General features: G+C 72.2%; 17 protein-coding genes. 7 read left to right on the forward strand and 10 right to left on the reverse strand.

The window, feature by feature from the left end; all coding sequences use genetic code 11:
• Nucleotides 1-45: 45 nt before the first annotated feature.
• Entirely contained in the window at nucleotides 46-483 is a 438-nt protein-coding gene (locus FQY83_RS13125) for a rhodanese-like domain-containing protein (protein WP_146388411.1), read from the reverse strand.
• Nucleotides 484-581: 98 nt separating this feature from the next.
• On the opposite strand from FQY83_RS13125, the gene FQY83_RS13130 reads away from it, so the two are divergent.
• Nucleotides 582-926, forward strand: coding sequence for a hypothetical protein (locus tag FQY83_RS13130; protein WP_146388412.1), 345 nt, complete (start codon nucleotides 582-584; stop codon nucleotides 924-926).
• A gap of 422 nt (nucleotides 927-1,348) precedes the next feature.
• Here the strand turns inward: FQY83_RS13130 and FQY83_RS13135 are convergent, their stop codons facing one another.
• The gene (locus tag FQY83_RS13135; protein WP_238333497.1) at nucleotides 1,349-1,771 is read right to left on the reverse strand and encodes a hypothetical protein; all 423 of its coding nucleotides are present in this window, start codon (nucleotides 1,769-1,771) and stop codon (nucleotides 1,349-1,351) included.
• A gap of 65 nt (nucleotides 1,772-1,836) precedes the next feature.
• Nucleotides 1,837-2,304 (reverse strand): YiiD C-terminal domain-containing protein, encoded by a 468-nt coding sequence (locus FQY83_RS13140; RefSeq protein WP_146388413.1) that lies wholly within the window; start codon nucleotides 2,302-2,304, stop codon nucleotides 1,837-1,839.
• A gap of 65 nt (nucleotides 2,305-2,369) precedes the next feature.
• On the opposite strand from FQY83_RS13140, the gene FQY83_RS13145 reads away from it, so the two are divergent.
• From FQY83_RS13145 to FQY83_RS13165, 5 genes are all read left to right on the forward strand, one after another.
• Nucleotides 2,370-3,146 (forward strand): uroporphyrinogen-III synthase, encoded by a 777-nt coding sequence (locus FQY83_RS13145; RefSeq protein ID WP_146388414.1) that lies wholly within the window; start codon nucleotides 2,370-2,372, stop codon nucleotides 3,144-3,146.
• Nucleotides 3,147-3,191: 45 nt separating this feature from the next.
• Nucleotides 3,192-4,166 (forward strand): uroporphyrinogen-III C-methyltransferase, encoded by a 975-nt coding sequence (locus FQY83_RS13150; protein WP_146388415.1) that lies wholly within the window; start codon nucleotides 3,192-3,194, stop codon nucleotides 4,164-4,166.
• Nucleotides 4,167-4,259: 93 nt separating this feature from the next.
• Nucleotides 4,260-5,513, forward strand: a complete 1,254-nt coding sequence (locus FQY83_RS13155) for a heme biosynthesis HemY N-terminal domain-containing protein (RefSeq protein ID WP_146388416.1) — start codon at nucleotides 4,260-4,262, stop codon at nucleotides 5,511-5,513.
• 111 nt (nucleotides 5,514-5,624) lie between these two features.
• Entirely contained in the window at nucleotides 5,625-6,878 is a 1,254-nt protein-coding gene (locus FQY83_RS13160; protein WP_158636505.1) for an MgtC/SapB family protein, read from the forward strand.
• Between the two features lie 4 nt (nucleotides 6,879-6,882).
• Nucleotides 6,883-7,239 (forward strand): VOC family protein, encoded by a 357-nt coding sequence (locus tag FQY83_RS13165; RefSeq protein ID WP_146388418.1) that lies wholly within the window; start codon nucleotides 6,883-6,885, stop codon nucleotides 7,237-7,239.
• Nucleotides 7,240-7,374: 135 nt separating this feature from the next.
• On the opposite strand, the gene FQY83_RS13170 is transcribed toward FQY83_RS13165, so the two are convergent.
• Together FQY83_RS13170 and FQY83_RS13175 are read right to left on the reverse strand one after the other, a co-directional pair.
• Nucleotides 7,375-9,240 carry an ATP-binding cassette domain-containing protein gene (locus FQY83_RS13170; RefSeq protein WP_146388419.1) on the reverse strand — a complete coding sequence of 622 codons (1,866 nt, stop codon included), beginning with the start codon at nucleotides 9,238-9,240 and terminating at the stop codon, nucleotides 7,375-7,377.
• 107 nt (nucleotides 9,241-9,347) lie between these two features.
• Nucleotides 9,348-10,625 carry an acetyl-CoA C-acetyltransferase gene (locus tag FQY83_RS13175; protein ID WP_146388420.1) on the reverse strand — a complete coding sequence of 426 codons (1,278 nt, stop codon included), beginning with the start codon at nucleotides 10,623-10,625 and terminating at the stop codon, nucleotides 9,348-9,350.
• A gap of 79 nt (nucleotides 10,626-10,704) precedes the next feature.
• Here FQY83_RS13175 and FQY83_RS13180 point away from each other — a divergent pair, with 79 nt between their 5' ends.
• Nucleotides 10,705-11,595 (forward strand): hypothetical protein, encoded by an 891-nt coding sequence (locus FQY83_RS13180; protein ID WP_146388421.1) that lies wholly within the window; start codon nucleotides 10,705-10,707, stop codon nucleotides 11,593-11,595.
• 82 nt (nucleotides 11,596-11,677) lie between these two features.
• Here FQY83_RS13180 and FQY83_RS13185 read toward each other — a convergent pair whose 3' ends face one another.
• From FQY83_RS13185 to FQY83_RS13205, 5 genes are all read right to left on the reverse strand, one after another.
• Nucleotides 11,678-12,298, reverse strand: coding sequence for a superoxide dismutase family protein (locus tag FQY83_RS13185; RefSeq protein WP_146388422.1), 621 nt, complete (start codon nucleotides 12,296-12,298; stop codon nucleotides 11,678-11,680).
• Nucleotides 12,299-12,344: 46 nt separating this feature from the next.
• On the reverse strand, nucleotides 12,345-12,923 hold the full coding sequence (locus tag FQY83_RS13190) for a superoxide dismutase family protein (protein ID WP_146388423.1): 579 nt from the start codon (nucleotides 12,921-12,923) through the stop codon (nucleotides 12,345-12,347).
• Between the two features lie 204 nt (nucleotides 12,924-13,127).
• Entirely contained in the window at nucleotides 13,128-14,534 is a 1,407-nt protein-coding gene (gene ntrC / locus FQY83_RS13195) for a nitrogen regulation protein NR(I) (protein ID WP_146388424.1), read from the reverse strand.
• Between the two features lie 18 nt (nucleotides 14,535-14,552).
• A complete protein-coding gene (locus tag FQY83_RS13200; RefSeq protein ID WP_146388425.1) occupies nucleotides 14,553-15,629 on the reverse strand; it encodes a two-component system sensor histidine kinase NtrB in 1,077 nt (358 codons plus the stop codon).
• A gap of 34 nt (nucleotides 15,630-15,663) precedes the next feature.
• The gene (locus FQY83_RS13205) at nucleotides 15,664-16,440 is read right to left on the reverse strand and encodes an N-acetylmuramoyl-L-alanine amidase (protein ID WP_146388426.1); all 777 of its coding nucleotides are present in this window, start codon (nucleotides 16,438-16,440) and stop codon (nucleotides 15,664-15,666) included.
• Between the last annotated feature and the right edge of the window lie 149 nt (nucleotides 16,441-16,589).

Raw genomic sequence — 16,589 nt, forward strand, 5'->3', positions numbered from 1 at the left:
CAGGGCGGAAATCGGAAAAGAAGGCGATTATCGCACTTCTGCGGCTCAGCCGCGCCCCTTGGCCAGCGGCAGGTCGGCCTGCTGCCAGCCGCCGATGCCGCCGTCGAGCACGTGGACATGCTCGAAACCGGCCTTCTTCAGCCGCTTGGCGGCGTCGCCGGCGCTCTGGCCGGTCTTGCACACCAGCACCACGGGCAGCGATTTCGCCGCCGCGAGCTTCTTGTTCTCGGGGTCGAACTGGCTCATCTGCACGTTCTTCGAGCCCGGAATGTGCCCCTTGTCGAAGTCCGCGATCGGGCGCAGGTCCACGACCAGCGCATTCTCGCGGTTGACCAGGGCGGTCACCTCGGCCGGGCGCAGCACCTTGAAGCCGCGCAGCAGGCCGGCGATCTCGTTCAGGATGATGCCGCCGGTCAGGCCGGCGAAGATCAGCGACAGCATCTGGTGGCGGCCGAAGAAGGCGATCAGTTCCTGGAAGTCCACGGGCGGCGGTCGGGTGGGCTGGGAGGGGTGGGGATTGTCGCACAGGGGGCGTTGGCCGGCGCCATCGGGGGGTCGTGGCGTTGCGCGGAATGCCTTTCGTGATCGTCGTGGTCTTGAAAAGCAGAAGCTTCCGCTTTCGGCGGGTTCATTTCTTTGAAGCAACAGCTTCCGTCCGCCTGCGGCGGCCGGGTTCATTTCTTTTGATAAGCGTCAAAAGAAACGAACCAAAGAAAAACGCTTTCCCCGACAAGGCGAATCCGCGAACGGGGAGTGTGAGGGGATTTTCCGACACGGCGTCCCTGCCGTGGCGGAAAACGCCGCACATCCATGTGCGGCGCCCTACGGGTCTGGAGAGTGTGCGGGCTTCCAAGGAAACCGCTGGAAACCCCCAATTTGTCATTCCGAACGCAGTGAGGAATCTCGAGCGACCAGGCTTGGATTGACCAGCTTCGCTGTTGTAAAGCGCCTCTCGCTGCGCTCGAAATGACAGTGCTTGGCTGTTGTGGGAGCGGCTTCAGCCGCGACCGGAAGCTGCACGGCACGGGGAACGGTCGCGCCTGAAGGCGCTCCTACAAAATAGCCGCGATGCATGGAGACCCGGAGGGCGGCGGGCAGGGATGCCCGCCGTTTTTCGCCACGGCAGGGATGCCGTGTCGAAAAATCCCCTCGAACCTACCGTTGGCAGGTTAGCTCTGTCGAGAAAGGCCCTTTTCTTTGGTTCGTTTCTTTTGGGCCAGCAAAAGAAATGAACCCGGCCGCCGCAGGCGGACGGAAGCCGTTGCCTTTCAAGCAATGAAACAGATCCAGCGCGGCACCAGTCCCGAACAAAACCGAAAACCCCGGCAAGGCGACATCACCGCAAGACTCACTCCCCCGCCCAGAAATCCGGCAACCCGCTCGTCACCCACCACGTCTTCGTCTCCGCGTCATACCGCCACTGCTCGGTATAGCGCATCGTCCGCTCGGCCATGGTGTGTCGGTTGATGACGCCGATCTCGATCTCGCGCGCCGCCTCGGTCTCGCCCGGGCGGGACGCGAGGTCGCGGTAGTGCGAGACCTGGATCTGCTTGTAGCGCTCGAAGTGGGTGTCGCTCAGCAGCACCACCTTGCGCACTTCGGGATCGACCAGGTTCCACGCGCCCTCGAAGTCGCCCCAGCGGATCGCCGCCGACCAGGTGTACTGGGCGCGCTCGAGCGCCGACATCTGCTTGCCGGTGCTGGCGCAGCCGGCCAGCGCCAGCAGCATCGCCATCGCGCAGACCGCCCACCACTGTCGCCATCCCCGCATCGTCGCGCTCCCCGGTTTCGATGCGCCATGCTAGCAGTCCGCGCCGGGCCGGCGCCGTCGTGGCGTCAGGCCGGTTTCAGGATCGCGGCATAGCGCGCACGCGCTTCGGTGGCGACGCCGCCGCCGGGCAGCAGCACCTGCGACAGCAGGGTGGCGCGCGCACGGCCGCGATTGCGCAAGGTGTCGATGAAGGCCTCCCAGGTCGCGCCTTCCTCCAGCCACGCCTCGGCGCGCAGGTCCGCGCGCAGCGGCGCGAGGTAGCGCACCTGGGTGTCGGCGACGTAGACCTCGGCCTGCAGCCCGGCCTGTTCGACCTGCAGCGTGGTCAGGCCCCACGCCGCCAGCGTCATCAGCGACACCAGGCTGCCGCCGAAGGCGGTGCCCTTGTCGTTGACGTTCGCGGCGAGCGGCGCCTCCAGCCGCAGGCGGCCGTCGTCGCAGCCGGCGATGCGCAGCTGCAGCGCGCGCACCGGCGGCATCGCCAGCAGGGTCGTTTCCATGGTGCGCAGGGCGGTGGCGGTGATCTCGGTCATGCGTCATCAGTTCAAGGAATGTGGCTTGGCTTGCGGCGTCCGGGGCGAGGCACCAAGCTGATGGCATGTCGCCGGATGTCCCTGTGCCCAAGCTGCGCGGATGCTACGTGATCTCGCTGCGCCCCGTCGGCGGCCACGCGTCGCTGCGGCGCGCCGCCGCCGCGCACGGCGCGCGCGTGCTGGCGCTGTCGCCGTGGCGGATCGAGCCGCAGAACGATGCAACGACGCGCAAGGCGCTGGGCGAGGCGCTGCGCGCGGACATCGTGCTGTTCACCAGTCCGGCCGCGGTGCAGGCGGCGGCCGCGCTGCGGCTCCTGCGCGTGCGCCGCGGGCAGGCGTGGCTGGCGGTGGGCGCGGGCACGGCCGCGGCGCTGCGCAGGGCCGGCGTCGCCGGCGTGGTCGCGCCGTCGCGGATGGACAGCGAGGGCCTGCTGTCGCTGCCGGCGCTGGCGGGCGTGCGCGGTCGCAGCGTCGGCCTGGTCACCGCGCCCGGCGGCCGCAACGTGATCGCGCCGACGCTGGCGCGGCGCGGCGCGCGCATCGTCCGCGCCGAGGTCTATGCGCGCGTGCCGGTCGCGCCCTCGCCGCGGGCGCTGGCGCGGCTGCGCGCGCTGGACGCGCCACTGCTGCTGGCCCTGAGCAGCGGCGAGGCGCTGCATCACGTGCTCGACGCGCTGCCGTCCGGGCTCGCTGCGAAGCTGCGGCATGCGCGGGTGCTCGCGGCCAGCGAACGCCTCGCCGCGCTGGCGCGCGAGCAGGGTTTCGGCAACGTCCGCGTCGCCGCCGATGCGCGCCCGCGCTCGCTGCTCGCCGCGGCCGGACCGCGCCCCGCGCGACGTTGAGCGTCAATCGGATAGCATGCGCAGCCCCCGAAACCCACCGCGTCGATGAGCGACACCACCGACACTCCCGTCCCGTCCCGCAGACGCGGCGGCTCCGCGCTGGCGTGGCTGCTCGCCCTCGCCCTGCTGGTGCTCGCCGGCGGCTACGGTTGGCATCGCTGGCAGGGCGAACGCGCCGCGCAGGCGCAGGCCGCGGGCGCGGACCGGCAGCGCCTCCAGGCGCTGGAGGAACGCCTCGACGCGCTGCGCGCCGACCAGCGCGCGCAGGTCGCGCGGCTGCAGCAGGCCGAGGCCACCAACCGCCTGCTGCGCGACGAGGTGATCGGGTTCGGCCAGCGCGCGGCGCTGGTCGAGGAGACCCTGCAGTCGCTGGCCGACCCCGAGCGCAGCGGCGCGCAGGCGCTGCGGCTCGACGAGGTGGAACTGCTGCTGGCGCAGGGCCAGCAGCGCCTGCTGCTGGCCGGCGACCTCGACGGCGCGCGCCGCGCCTACGCCCTGGCCGCGCAGCTGCTCGACGGCGTCGCCGATCCCGCCTGGCTCAACCTGCGCCAGGCGCTGGTGCAGGAACGCAGCGCGCTCGACGCGCTCGGCGACGATCCCAAGGTCGTCGCCGCCGGCCAGCTGGAAGCCTTCGCCGCCGGCCTGCCGGCGCTGCCGCAGCAGGCGCCGGCGACGTCCGATGCGCAGGCCTGGTGGGAGCGCGCGTTCTCGAAGGTGGTCGAGGTGCAGCCCAGCGCCGGCGCGGTCGCGGTGGAACCGGCCGACCGCGCCGCCGGGCTCGCCGCGCTGCGGCTGGAGCTGACCCTGGCGCAGGCCGCGATCGAGCGCCGCGACGAGGCCGGCTACCGCGCCGCGCTCGCGCGCGCCGACGGCTGGATCCTGCGGCTGTGGCCGGACTCGGCTGAACGCAGGCGGCAGCGCGCGGCGCTGCAAGCGCTGCGCGAACGCGCACTGACCGTGGAACTGCCCGCGCTCGGCAGCACGCTGGCCCAGCTGCGGCAGCAGCGCAGCGCCCGCTGAGCGGGCGTTCAGCATGTCGACGCCGCGACGACAGCGTTCGCGCGAGGCTGGCGCAGCATCTCCGCCGTGTCCATGCGTGTGTAGGAGCCCGCGATGAACCTGTTCCGCAACCTGCTGCTCTGGATCGTGCTGGCGCTGGCCGGCGCCCTGCTCGCGCAACTGCTGCTGGCGCAGGATCCGGGCTACGTGCTGGTGCGCTGGCGCGGCTACGACTACACCACCACGGTGATCAAGGGCGCGGCGCTGCTGTTCGCGGTCGCCTTCGTGCTGTGGCTGCTGTGGACCCTGCTGACCCTGCCGCTCCGCGCCTGGGGCCGGCACCGCGACACCCGCGCGCGGGCGCGCGTCGGCGAGGGCTTCGACACCCTGCACCAGGGCCACTACGCACGCGCCGAGAAGCTGCTGGCGCAGGCCGCCGGGGACGAACGCGTGGAAGCCGCCGCGCGCATCGGCGCCAGCGAGGCCGCGATCGCACGCGGCGACACAGACGCCGCGCGCGCGCACCTCGACGGTTTCGGCGAACGCCATCCGGCCTCGCGTGCGATCGCCGCGGCCGAACTGGCGCTGCACGAACAGCGTCCCACCGACGCGCTGGTCGCGCTCGATGCCCCCGCCGCGCAGCCGCTGCCGCCGCGCGGCCTCGCCCTGCGCGCCGAGGCGCTGGCCACCAGCGGCCAGTCGGCGCAGGCCTACGGACTGCTCGGCGCCCTGCGCCAGCAGCAGGCCTGGCCGGAGGCGACGCTGGCCGAGCGCGAACTGCGCTGGGCGGAAAGCGCCCTGCGCGAGGCGCCGGATGCGAACGCGCTGGCCGAGCGCTGGGACGTGCTGCCGAAGACGCTGAAGGCCGAACCCGCCGTGGTCGGCGCCTATGCCGGGCGCGCGACCGCGTTCGGCTGGGACGAAGCCGCGCTCAGGAGCATCGAGCAGGCGCTCGACGCACGCTGGGACGAAGCGCTCGCCACGCGCTACGGTCTGCTGCCGGTCGGTCGCATCGAGCAGCGTCGCGACAACGCCCTGCGCTGGCTGAAGGCGCACCCGGCCAGCCCGGCGCTGCTGCTGACGCTGGCGCGACTCTCGCTCGCCGGCGGCGACTGGCCGCGCGCCGAAGGCGAACTGCACCGCGCGCTCGCCCAGGGCGGCGGCGCCGAAGCCTGGGAAACGCTGGGCGACGGCTACGCCAGCGCTGGCGACGACGCGCGTGCGCGCCAGTGCTACGCCAACGCGCTCGCCGCCGCGCGCGGGGAGGCGGTGACGCCGCTGGCGGGGCGCGATCTGCACCAGCAGATCGCGGACGAGGCGGTGTTCGAGGAGCGTGACGTGCATGGGGTGCCGCGGCTGCGGGACTGACGTCCGGCGGGGCTGCTTCTCCCGGCCTTGCTGCCCTGACGTTGTCAGGTGCCTGCGCGACGGGCCGAGACGCAGACCTGCAGTCGCATGCCCGCATGGCATAGTCCCCGGATGCCCGACGCCACCGACCTGCCGCTGCTGTCCCTCACCACCGCGCTCGGCGTCGGCCTGCTGATCGGCCTGCTCTACGAGCGCCGCAAGCAGGACGATCCCGCGATCGCCGCCGGCCTGCGCACGCACACGCTGGCCGCGCTCGCCGGCGCGATCGCGTTGTGGATCGGGTTGCCGGCCTTCCTCGTCGTGCTGCTGCTCACCGGCACCTTCGCCGCGCTGAGCTATCTGCGCACCAGCCAGGCCGACACCGGCATCACCGCCGAAGTCGCGCTGCTGTGCAGCGCCCTGCTCGGCGGGCTGGCGATGCGCGAGCCCGGTGCCGCCGGCATGCTCGCGGTGCTGGTCGCGATCCTGATCCAGGCCAAGGCACGCCTGCACCACTTCAGCCGCGAGGTGATCAGCAACCGCGAGGTCGCCGACGGCCTGGTCCTGCTCGCGTTCGCGCTGATCGTGCTGCCGCTGCTGCCGGACGAGCCCGTCGATCCCTGGGGCGCGCTCAACCTCGCCACGGTGTGGAAGCTGGTGGTGCTGGTGATGGCGGTCGGCGCGCTCGGCCACGTCGCGCTGCGCCTGATCGGCAGCCGCTGGGGGCTGGCGGTGTCGGGCTTCTTCGCCGGCTACGTGTCGTCCACCGCGGCCACCGCCGGCTTCGGCCAGCGCGCGAAGGAACAGCCGGCACTGCTGTCGTCCGCGGTCGGCGCGACCATGCTCGCCAACCTCGCCTCGCTCAGCCTGTTCGTGCCGATCCTGCTGGCGGTGGCGCCGGCGCTGCTGTCCGAAGTCGGCTTCGAACTGGCCGCGGCCGGCGCCGTGCTGCTGGCCGGCGCCGGCTTCGGCTTCCATCGCGGCGAGCAGGCGGGCGCGCCGCCGCCGACCGCGGACACGCGCATGTTCCGCATCGGCCAGGCGATCGGCTTCGCCGCGCTGATCGCCGGCGTGCTGGTAGTCTCGCACCTGGCCGCGCGCTGGCTGGGGCCGAACGCGGCGCTGGCCACCGCCTTCCTGACCGCGCTCGCGGAACTGCAGGCCGCGGCCGCGACCGTGGCCACGCTGTTCCGCGACGGCACCATCGACGCGCGCCACGCGCAGTGGGCGGTGGTCGGCCTGCTCGCCGCCAGCTCCGCGGCGAAGTCGGTGGTCGCGTTCGTCAGCGGCGGCCGCGCGTTCGGCCTGCGCGTCGCGATCGGCCTGGCCGCGATGACCGTGGCCGCGGCGGCCGTTGCGCTGCTGGGTTCCCCGTCCGGAGGCTAGGGCCATGTTCAAGAACCTCATCCCGAAGATCTTCTACGACCACCTGCAGGACGGGCTCGAGTTCTTCGTCGACGCGCTGGGATTCGAGGTGCAGTACCGGGACGCGAACCTGGCCGTGGTCGCGCGCGACGGCGCCAAGGCCTACCTCGTCGAGAGCCCGGAGTACGCCGCGAAGGATCGCCCGGAGCTCACCGTCGACACCGACGATGTCGATGCGGTCTTCCGCGAACTGTCCGCGCGTGCGCCGCAGTTGCTGCATCCGAACTCGAACGTGGTCTCGGCCAAACCCTGGGGGGCGCGCGAGTTCGCGATGCTGGACAAGACCACGGTGTGCGTGAATTTCCGCGAGTGGCCGCGGTGACGGATCGATCCGGACGATCGCTGGCTTCATACATCGTCATCCCCGCGAAGGCGGGGATCCAGTGTCGTGTCTCCTGACTGACGAGGCAAAGACACTGGGTCGCCGCCTTCGCGAGGACGACGGAATGCCTGGAAATCAGCCCGCTTCGAGCGCTTCCCAACGCGCGTAGGCGGCATCGAGTTCTTCCTGCAGCTGCGCCAGCGCCAGGTTGGCGGCGGTGATCGCGGCGGCGGGCTGCTGGAAGAACGCCGGATCGTTCATCGCCCCGGTACACGAGGCGATCTCGCCTTCGAGCCGTTCGATGCGCGCAGGCAGTTCCTCCAGTTCGCGCGCCTCCTTGTAGCTGAGCTTGCGCTTCGCGGGCGGCGCAGCGACCGTAGGCGTTGCCGGCACGTCGGGAGCGGCAGACCTTGCCGCTCCCGCGATCACGGGCCGCTGCCGCAGCCAGTCGGAATAGCCGCCGACGTACTCGCCCAGCCGGCCGTCGCCCTCCAGCACCAGGGTGCCGGTGACCACGTTGTCGAGGAAGTCGCGGTCGTGGCTGACCAGCAGCAGGGTGCCCTTGTAGTCGGCCAGCAGTTCCTCGAGCAGCTCCAGCGTCTCCACGTCGAGGTCGTTGGTCGGTTCGTCCATCACCAGCAGGTTCGAGGGCTGCGCGAACAGTTTCGCCAGCAGCAGGCGGTTGCGCTCGCCGCCGGACAGGCGCGTGATCGGCGCGCGCGCGCGTTCGGGCGTGAACAGGAAGTCCTGCAGGTAGCCGACCACGTGCTTGCGGCTGCCGTTGATCTCGATGAAGTCCTGGCCTTCGGCGACGTTCTCCAGCGCGTTGCGCGTGTCGTCCAGCTGGCTGCGGTGCTGGTCGAAGTACGCGACCTGCAGGCCGGTGCCCAGCTTCACCTCGCCGCCCTCGGGCACGAGTTCGCCGAGCAGGATCTTCAGCAGCGTGGACTTGCCCGAACCGTTGGGGCCGATGACACCGATCCGGTCGCCGCGCAGGACGGTGGCGGACACGTCGTCCAGCAGCACGCGTCCGCCGTAGCCCTGGGTCAGGTGCCGCGCCTCGATGACGCGCTTGCCCGAGTTGCGCGCGCCGGCCACTTCCATCTTCACGTTGCCCGACAGTTCGCGTCGCTGCGCGCGTTCCCGGCGCATCGCCTTGAGCGCGGTCACGCGGCCCTCGTTGCGGGTGCGGCGCGCCTTGATCCCCTGCCTGATCCAGACCTCCTCCTGCGCCAGCAGCTTGTCGAAGCGCGCGTTTTCCTGCGCCTCGGCGTGCAGCCGCTCCTCGCGCCGGCGCAGGTAGTTCTCGTAGTCGCCCGGCCAGCTGCTGACGCGGCCGCGGTCGATCTCGACGATGCGGGTGGCCAGCGCGCGCAGGAAGCTGCGATCGTGGGTGACGAACACGATGCTGCCGGCGAACTGCCTGAGGAAGCCCTCGAGCCAGGCGATGGCTTCGATGTCGAGGTGGTTGGTGGGTTCGTCCAGCAGCAGGATGTCGGGGTTGCGCACCAGCGCCTGCCCCAGCAGCACGCGCCGCTTCATGCCGCCCGAGAGCGCGGAAAAGTCCGCGTCCTCGGGCAGTTCCAGCCGGTCGAGCACCTGCTGCACGCGGCGGTCGAGATCCCAGCCGTGCCGCGCCTCGATCTCCGCCTGGGCCTCGCCCATGGCCGCCATGTCGCCTTCGTGCAGCGCGTGGTGGTAGCGCGCGAGCACGCGGCCGAGGTCGCCCAGGCCCAGCGCGACCACGTCGAACACCGTGCCCTGCGTGTCCTGCGGCACCTCCTGCGCCATGCGCGCGACGACCACGCCGCCCTGCACGCGGATCTCGCCGTCGTCCGGCCGCAGTTCGCCGGCCATCAGCCGCATCAGCGTCGACTTGCCGGCGCCGTTGCGGCCGACGATGCATACGCGCTCGCCGGTCTCGATCGACAGATCGACCTTTTCAAGCAGCAGCGGGCCGCCGACGCTGAAGTCGACGCCCTGGAACTGGAGGAGGGACATGCGGCCAATTCTACCGGGCGGCCCCAGGCATGGAGGCCATCGGCGCCGGGGCCACGGCTGCAGTCGACCACGCGCGACCGCGCGGCCGGGAGGCTGCTGCGACCAGCTCAGCGCTCCAGGATCGCCACCACGCCCATGCCGCCGGCGGTGCAGATCGAGATCAGCGCGCGGCCGCCGCCGCGTTCCTTCAATTGCTTTGCGGTGGTGGCGACGATGCGCGCGCCGGTGGCGGCGAAGGGATGGCCGGCGGCCAACGAGGAGCCGACCGGATTGATCTTCTCCGGGTCGATGCGGCCCAGCGGCGCGTCGAGGTGCAGGCGGTTGCGGCAGTAGTCCTCGCTCTCCCAGGCGCGCAGCGTGCACAGCACCTGGGCGGCGAAGGCTTCGTGGATCTCGTAGAGGTCGAAGTCCTGCAGGGTGAGGCCGTTGCGCGCGAGCATCTCGGCCACGGCCACGGTCGGCGCCATCAGCAGGCCTTCGCCGTGGACGAAGTCGACCGCGGCCACGTGCACGTCGCGGACGTGGCACAGCACCTCGTGCCCATGCGCGGCGGCCCAGTCGTCGCTCGCCAGCAGGCAGGCGGCGGCGCCGTCGGTGAGCGGCGTGGAGTTGGCGGCGGTCAGGGTGCCCTTGCCGGAAGTCTTGTCGAACGCCGGCTTGAGCGTGGCGAGTTTTTCCAGCGAGGTGTCCGGGCGCAATATGTTGTCGCGCGACACGCCGCGGAAGCTGACCACGAGGTCGTCGAAGAAGCCGCGCTCGTAGGCGGCGGCGAGCTTGTGGTGCGAGGCGACGGCGAGTTCGTCCTGCGAGTCGCGCGAGATGTTCCACTCCTTGGCCATGTCCTCGCAGTGCTCGCCCATCGACTTGCCGGTGCGCGGCTCGGCGACGCCGGGGAAGTCGGGCTTCAGCTCGCGCAGGCGGAAGCCCTTGAACGCCGCGATCTTGTCCTTGGTGGTCTTGGCCGCATTCGCGGCCAGCAGGCGCCGGCGCAGCGACTTGCCGTAGACGATCGGCACGTCGGAGGTGGTGTCGGAGCCGCCACCGATGCCGGCCTCGATCTGGCCGGTGGCGATCTTGGTCGCGATCAGGTTGACGCTGTCGAGCGAGGTGCCGCAGGCGCGCTGCAGGGTGATGCCGGGCGTCAGCGGCGACAGCCCCGAGGACAGCGCGGCCTCGCGGCCGAGGTTCCAGTCGGAGGAGTGCTTGATCACCGCGCCCATCGCGACCTCGCCCAGCTGCTGCCCGTGCAGGCCGAATTTCTCGACCAGCGCGCCCAGCGTGCGCACCGACATGCCGAGGTTGCCGACGTCCGAATAGGCGGTGTTCTGGCGGCAGAACGGAATGCGGACGCCACCCAGCACGGCGACGGGACGACCTTGCAGCATCGCGGGACCTCTCCGGGACAGGGCCCGTCACGCGCGACGGGCATAATCGGAAGTCTAACGTACCGTTGCGAATGGCCCGATGAACACCGATCACACCCCGGCCCTCGACCCGCGCCGCGACGTGGCCGGCCTGCTGGCGCTGGAGCTGGCGCCGGGCAGCGCCATCGCCCGCGACGCGCTGACGCAGGCCGACGCCGCGCGGCTGGCGACATTGCTGGGCCGCGATCTCGGCGCGCTGGCGCCGCAGGCGCGCGAGCTCGACCTGTGCCTGGCCGCGGCGCATTTCGACCCGGCCGAGGCGCTGCGCCCGGGCTGGCCGCTGCATCGCCGGTTGGCGGAGCTGCAGGCGCGCGCACCGGGGAAGGACGCCGGCGCGCGCATCATCGCCTTCGGCATGGATGCGGCCGGCGCGGTGCCGCAGCCCTTCGCCGCCGATCCCGCGCTGCGCGGCGGCAGCCTGCGCGTGCTGCCGTTCCTGCTGCGCGGCGACGCCGACGTGGCGGGCGCGGTCGGCGAGGCCTTCGAGGCGCGGCTGCTCGACGCCGGCATGGTCCAGGCCGACACCGCGCTGCTGGCGCAGGACGCCTTCGGCACGCGGATCGAACACGCGCGCTACCTGACCGTGCACGACCTCGCGGCGATGGTCGCGCTGCAGTACGAACACCTCGGCCTGGCGCCGCTGTGGCCGCTGATCGAGACCGCCCTGCTCTCGCCCGCTGGCGAGGCGGTGCTGGACGCGCCGCCGGAGCCGCTGGCGCGCTACGCCGGCGGCGAAGCGCGGATCGCGCTGTTCGCGCCGGCGGCGTGGCGCGCGCGCTATGCGCCGGACGGCGACGACGAGGCGCGCCTGCGGCAGCAGTTCGCGCACTTCGAGATGCGGCAGAAGCAGTTCGCCGCGGTGCTGGGCGCGCACGGCATCGACGTGACCTTCGTCGATGCCGGCGGGGACACCGCGGCCACGGAGCTGTAGGGGCGCCTTCAGGCGCGACCGGCGCGCAGGGACACCGCGGGGTCGCGCCTGAAGGCGCTCCTACAAGGGCAGGCAGGCGCTGCTACGAGCCGATGATCACGCCGCAGGCCAGGCGCGCGCCGGCGTTGCCGGTGGGCTGGGTGGCGTAGTCGTCGGGATCGGCGTGCACGATCACGCCGCGGCCGATGATCTCGGTCGGTTCGCCGTCGCCCAGGGTCGCGCCCTGCAGCAGGGTGTCGACCGCGGCCACGCCCTGGTCGTTGGCGACGATGTTGTCGCTGTCGCCGGCATGGTGCGCGCCGTGGCCGACGCGGCCGTGGTCGGTGGCGGCGGGGTTGAAGTGCCCGCCGGCGCTGGTTGCGTCGGGCGCGCTGCAGTCGCCGTTCTCGTGCACGTGGAAGCCGTGCTCGCTGCCGGGCGCGAGGCCGGTGACCTCGCCGGTGACGCGGATGCCGCCGTCGACGATCGCGAACGCCAGCGTGCCGGCGGCCGTGTTGCCCTGCGTGGGCTTGAGCTCGGCGGTGGCGGTGGTCGAGACCATGTCGTGCACTTCGCCCGGCGGCGCGGTGTCGGTGGCCTCCATGCCCGCTGTCGCCGCGGGTTCGGCGGGCGGCGTGGCTACTTCGGGGTCTGCCGGAGCCTGCGGCTGGCAGGCGGCGATCAGCAGGGCGGCGGGCAACAGCAGCAGCGGGGTCTTGCGCATGGAACCGAACTCCTCGTGGACTCGACCCAAAAGCCTAGCCCACGCTTCATTTGTTGACGGTGATGACCCCGCAGGCCACGCGCGCGCTGATCGCACCCGGCGTCGCGCCGAGCACCAGCAGCGAGCGGCCGAGGATGTCGTTGTCGGCGCCGCCGCCGAGCACCGCGCCGCGCACCAGCAGGTCGACCGTGGCGACGCCGTCCGGCCCGGCCACGATGCGCCCGGGCGACGCGCCCACCGCGCCATCCTGCTGCGCGCCCGCGAGCGGATCGTAGTAGCGGCCCGCGCTGCGCGCGTCGACCGCGCTGCAGTCGCCGCGCTCGTGCACCTGCAGGCCGTGCGCGCCGTTGCGCACGAGACCACCGACCTGGCCGCGGATGCGCACGCCGCCCTCGGCCTGCACCAGCAGCATGCGCCCGCTGACCAGGCTGCCCGACGCGGAGGCGAGGTTGGCGATCGCGTTGGCGGCGGTGCCGGTCTGGGCGATCTGGCGCGGCGGCGGCGGCGCGGTCGACGTGCGCGGCTCGGGCGTCGCGGCGCAGGAGGCGAGCAGCGCGGCCGCGGCGGTGGCGGCCAGCGCTTCGCGGAGACGTTGCGGACGGGAGATGGCGGTGATGGTGGGCATGTTCCGTGGAGCATCCGGTCAAATGGATGCAAAAAAAAGCTGTCATTCCGAGCGCAGCGAGGAATCTGCTTCTGCCGTTGCTTGTCTCTGTAGAAGCAGATTCCTCGCCGCGCTCGGAATGACAATTGAATGGTCCATGACAGTTGAATGGGGCCATGACCGTTGAATGGGCTCCCCGTTGGGACCACGCCCGCCGCCGATGGTTCACCCGCGCCGCGGCCGCCGGCTGGTGCCGAGCTTGCGGGTCACGGTGTTGCGGCCGAGGCCGAGCCGGGTCGCGGCCTCGGTGCGGCGGCCCCCGGTGTGCTCCAGCGCGGCCTCCAGCAGGGCGTGGTCGAGGCGCTCGCGGGCGCGGGCGTGCAGGTCGGTCTCGCCGGCGGCCAGCCGTTCGCGCGCCCAGGCCTTGAGCGCGGCGTCCCAGTCGCCGCTCGCGCGCTCGTCGCCGGACGACAGCATGCCGTCGAGGTCGGACGGGGTGATGGTGTCGGCCGGCGCCAGCGCGGCCAGGCGCCAGCACAGGTTCTCCAGTTCGCGTACGTTGCCCGGCCAGTCGTGCCGCAGCAGGCGCTCGAGCGCGGCCTTGCCGAAGCGCTTGGGCGGCGCGGCGAACTTCTCCGCGGCCTCGTGCAGGAAGCGCTCGGCCAGCACCGGCACGTCGCCGCGGCGCTCGCGCAGCGGCGGCAGGCGCAGGCGCGCCACGTCGAGCCGGTGCAGCAGGTCGGCGCGGAAGCGGCCCTCGCGCACCAGCGTTTCCAGGTCCTGGTGGGTGGCGGCGATCACGCGCACGTCGACCCGGATCAGCTCGCGCCCGCCGACGCGGAAGAACTCGCCCTCGGCCAGCACGCGCAGCAGCCGCGTCTGCAGCGAGGCCGGCATGTCGCCGATCTCGTCGAGGAACAGGGTGCCGCCGTCGGCCTGCTCGAAGCGGCCGATATGGCGCCTGGCGGCGCCGGTGAAGGCGCCGGCTTCGTGGCCGAACAGTTCGCTCTCCAGCAGCTCGGCGGGAATCGCCGCGGTGTTGAGCGCGACGAAGGGCTGGCGCGCGCGCGGCGACTCGCGGTGCAGCGCGCGCGCGACCAGTTCCTTGCCGGTGCCGGTCTCGCCGGTGATCAACACCGTCAGCGGCGCCTGCGCGAGGCGGCCGATGGCGCGGAACAGCTGCCTCATCGCCGGGGTGTCGCCGACCAGCACGTCGCCGGCCGGCTCGACTTCCGGCGGCGGCGGTTCGGCCTCGACGCGCTCGCCGAGCACGCGCGCGGCCAGTTCCACCGCTTCGTCGAGGTCGAAGGGCTTGGACAGGAACTCGTGCGCGCCGCCCCGGAACGCGCCGGCGGTGCTGGCGACGTCGGTGTAGGCCGACATCACCACCACCGGCAGCTGCGGATGCGACTGCTTGATCTTCTCCAGCAGCTTGAGGCCGTCGTCGCCGGGCATGCGCACGTCGGTGAACAGCAGCTGCGGCGGCGGCCGCGAGGCCAGCGCGGCGAGCGCCGTCTGCGCCGAATCGAAGCCGGACACGGCGTAGCCGGCGTCGCTGAGCGCGGTCGCCAGCACGAAGCGCACCGAACGGTCGTCGTCGACCACCCACACCGAAGCGCCTTCAGCCGGCATCGTTCATCCCCGTTGCGTTCATGGGCTTGCCTCTCCTTCGGCGCCGTCGGGCATCCCGCCGGCGTCCTCGGCCAGCGGCAGCAGCAGCGTGAACACGGTATGCCCGGGCCGCGAGCGGTAGCCGAGCGAGCCGCGATGCTCGCGCACGACCTGCTGCGCCATCGCCAGCCCCAGCCCGCTGCCGTCGGCGCGGCCCGAGACCAGCGGCAGGAAGATCTGCTCGGCCAGCGCCTCGGGCACGCCACGGCCGTCGTCGCCGATCTCCATGCGCAGCGCCAGCGGATGCACGTCCTCGGCGATGCGCACGCCGAACTCGACGCGCGTGCGCAGCACGATGTTGGCGGCGCCGGCCTGGATCGCGTTGCGCACCAGGTTCCACACCGCCTGGGTCAGGCGGTCGGGATCGCCGCACAGCGGCGGCAGGCTGGGATCGTAGTCGCGCACCAGGCGCACCGCCCAGCCGGCCTCCTGTTCGGCCAGCCGCACCACCTGCTCCAGCACGCCGTGGATGTTGAGCGGCCGGTGCGGCTGCGGCGGCGCCGGCGACATCAGCTGGTCGACCAGCTGCGCCAGGCGCTGCACTTCCGATTCGATCAGCGCCACCAGCTCGCGCGCCTCGGCGTCGGCGGTGCGGCGGCCGAGCAGCTGCGCCGCGCCCTTGAGCCCGGCCAGCGGATTGCGCAGCTCGTGCGCCAGCCCCTTGAGCGCGGCCGACAGCGCCAGCGGCAGCGCGCGGGCCGGATCCTCGCCGGGGAATTCATCGACCGGATGCGCCTCCAGCAGCAGCCCGCCCCCGGCCTCGCGGGTCAGCCAGACGTCGGCGAAGCGCGGCTCGCCGCCGAGGAAGGCCAGCGCCACCCGGCGCACGCGGCGCGGCCCCTCCGCCGCATCGTCCATCGCATGCAGCGCCTGGCGCAGGCGGTCGCCCTCGGCCTCCAGCGCCACCAGCGGCTGGTCGGGCAGACGCTTCTGGCTCACCCCCAGCCAGCGCGCGAAGGCCTGGTTGCAGGCCGTCACCCGGCCGTGGCGATCGGCGCGGACGACCGGCGTGACCAGGACGTCGAGGGCGGGATCGGAGGCGATGGGAGGCGACATTGCACCAATATAGTGCATTCGCGAGGCGGAACCGCTACGGCGCGCCGGCTTCGACGGGCGCACCTGTGGCCGGATGCAGCGTCCCTCCGGTCAGCGCATGCAGGATGCGCAGGTCCTCTTCATCCAGCGCCTTCGCGTTGTCGCCGCGGAAGCGCATGCGGTAGGAATGGATCGCCGCTTCGAGGTTGTCGGTGGCATAGCCGATCAGGCGCAATGCGTTGACCGGATCGAAGCCGGGCGGCGGCGGCGGTGCGGCCGGATCGGGCCAGATGCCGAAGCCGGCGTCGAACAGGCGCTTCCACGGGAACAGCGGGCCGGGATCGATCTTGCGGCCGGGCGCGAGGTCGGAATGGCCGATCACGCCGGTCTTCGGGATGCGGTGGCGCGCGCTGAGGTCGTCTAGCAGGCGGATCACGGCGTCGATCTGTGCGTCGCTGAACGGTTCGACGCCGTCGTTGTCGATCTCGATGCCGATCGAGGCCGAGTTGAGTTCGTGGATCGTGCCCCAGCTGCCGGCGCCGGCGTGCCAGGCGCGATGGTCGTCGGCGACCAGCTGGTAGATCGCGCCGTCGTCGCCGACGAGGTAGTGCGCGCTGACCGGCCCGCCGCTGTTGCGCGTGCGCAGGGTGTGCAGGCTGCGTGCGACCGAATCCTGCTCGGTGTAGTGCAGCACGACCAGCTGCGGGCGCCGCGTGTCGAAGTTGTCCGAGGGCACCCAAGTCGCCATCGGATTGCGCGCCGGCCCGTGCTGGCAGGCGGCGAGCGCGAGGGCGCAGGCGGCGATGAAGGCAAGGCGGATGAAGGCATGCATGCGGGCATTGCAGCGGCTGCGCGCGGTGATTGCAAGCGCGGGGGAGGGTCGCCGCCGCGGCGCTGGCATCACCCGAGGCACAAAAACCCCCTTGTCATTTCCGGCTCGTTCCCCCACGTGGGAGGAGAACCCAAAAAAAGCGGGCAGCC

The sequence above is a fragment of the Luteimonas marina genome (genome assembly GCF_007859325.1).
GTDB lineage: Bacteria > Pseudomonadota > Gammaproteobacteria > Xanthomonadales > Xanthomonadaceae > Luteimonas > Luteimonas marina.